We start from the raw sequence: 1,912 nt of genomic DNA, 5'->3' as shown, positions 1-1,912 counted from the left end.
GGACGCGTCGCTGACCTGCCGCCGCGATCAGGCGTGTGCTCGTCGTCGAGTCCGCGTGCCTCATACCGGTGACGTCACGGCGGTAGCGGCACATCGTCGGACAGCCGTCGAATCGACGGGATGTGGCTGTCGAGTTCCCCGGCCTCAAAACGAACATTTTTGATCGTCCACCAGAGAGCGTTGGTGGGATCGCCCACAAGCTTGTAGGAGCCGTTTGGAGCCACGGCAGCCCATCCCCCTACAAACCCGATCAGCGTGGCTGTCAGATCGCCGCGGGCCGCATCCCACAGTCGCACCGTCCCATCGTCGCCGGCGGAGACGATCCGGGTGCCGTCCGGGGAGGACACGACCGCATTGACACCGCCCATCGGGGTCGGTATCACCACCGCGGCCGAATCACGGCCGGTGACCGCGGCACCAGCCAGCTCCGCCCGGACCAAGGCAGCCTGGTCCACCGGGCAGGACAGCAACACCGCACCCTGCCAACGACTGCCCGTCAGGACCACACCGGTGAGATCCACATGGACCAGCCGGACGCCAGTCAGGTCCGCCCCGGACAGCGACGTGCGATCGAACACCGCGTGCGCCAGCGTCGCCTCCCGGAACACGGCGTCAGTCAACGTGCTGTGTACCAGCCGGGCACCGGTCAAATCCATCCCCGTCAAGTCCGCGCCCCGCAAATCCAGCCCGGACAGGTCCGCCCCCCGCAGCTCCCGCCCGCTGAACCCCCCCCGGCGGAACATCCACCCCGAACCGGCGCGTCGGCCCGACCGGCGGGGACGGCAGACGGGTCGCAGCCTCCCGGATCGCGTCATCCACCCGCAGGATCAGGCCGCTGCGTTTGAGCCAGCCCGCTCCGAGCGCCTCCGTGGCAGCCTCAGCGAGGTCGACGGCGAACGCGTGCGCCGACGGGTAGCGCGCGTCGATGTCCTCCTCCACCGCCCGCATCACCACATTCGCCAGTGCCGGGTGCACCCCGGTCAACGGCCCGACCCGCGGACGTGCCGGCAGCCGCCCGGCAAGCAGCCAGTACAGCACCAGCCCGAGCGAGTACAGATCGGTCGCCGGGCCGAGCGCGCCGAAGTTCCGCTGTTCCGGCGCCATCCAGAACGGCGTCCCGGTCCTCCCGAACGCGGCGGTGTGCTCCAGCAGCTTCGCGATCCCAAAGTCGACAATCTTCAGGGTGCCGTCGTCAGCGAGGAGAAGGTTCGCCAGCTTGATGTCACGGTGCAGTATCGGCCTGTCGTGCACATACGCCAACGCGTCCCCGGCCGCCAGCCCGATCCCACACACCGTTTCCACCAGGAGGCCGTGGCTGACTTTGTCCAGGGATTTCCCGGCGACGAACTCCATGACCAGCAGGAAGAGGCCCTCGACGTCATCCGCGTCGAAGATGTTGACCAGGTGTGGGTGGTTCAGCCGGGCCAGGAGCTTCGCTTCGTCGCTGGCGCGCTGACGCCCGTCGGTACCCTCCACCGCTATCGCTTTGACCGCGACCAGCCGCTCCAGTCGACGGTCCCACATCTGGAAGACATCGCCGAAACCGCCACCGCCGAGCCTGCCGCGCAGCTCGTAGCGGTCGGGTAACGCCCGCTCCACACGGTCACGGTCTACCGGCATGGCCCTGCCGCTCCCCCCTGGCGACTGTCGAGGGCCCCCGACGGTCCGAGCCGCCGCCCTCCCCCTGGACAGGGGTAACTGTAACCAACCACCGCCAACCGGCAGCAGGCCATCCGCCTGCCCGGCCTGCGCCACTCGGTGCAACACCTCCGGCTGGACGAAGAAGCGACAGCAACCGCTGACAGCAACGTGAGCGGACAGCGGCGGACGGCCACGAACGACGGAGGCCCGCCGACCCGAGCTGGCGAACGTCGGCGGACCTCCACGAACACCACAAACGAGACTTTTCATC

At 68.7% G+C, this 1,912-nt stretch carries 2 protein-coding genes; both read right to left on the bottom strand.

The window, feature by feature from the left end:
• Positions 1–74: 74 nt before the first annotated feature.
• Positions 75–665 (bottom strand): pentapeptide repeat-containing protein, encoded by a 591-nt coding sequence (locus tag MJ783_RS21655; RefSeq protein WP_370651772.1) that lies wholly within the window; start codon positions 663–665, stop codon positions 75–77.
• The gene (locus MJ783_RS21650) at positions 613–1,620 is read right to left on the bottom strand and encodes a serine/threonine-protein kinase (RefSeq protein WP_239313328.1); all 1,008 of its coding nucleotides are present in this window, start codon (positions 1,618–1,620) and stop codon (positions 613–615) included. The genes MJ783_RS21655 and MJ783_RS21650 overlap by 53 nt, the downstream gene beginning before the upstream one ends.
• Positions 1,621–1,912 lie beyond the last annotated feature (292 nt).

Origin of the sequence: Protofrankia sp. Cj3, from assembly GCF_917627355.1 — a bacterium.
GTDB lineage: Bacteria > Actinomycetota > Actinomycetes > Frankiales > Frankiaceae > Protofrankia.
The sequence above is the reverse complement of the archived record's forward strand: the minus strand, read 5'-3'. Positions and strand labels throughout refer to the sequence as shown.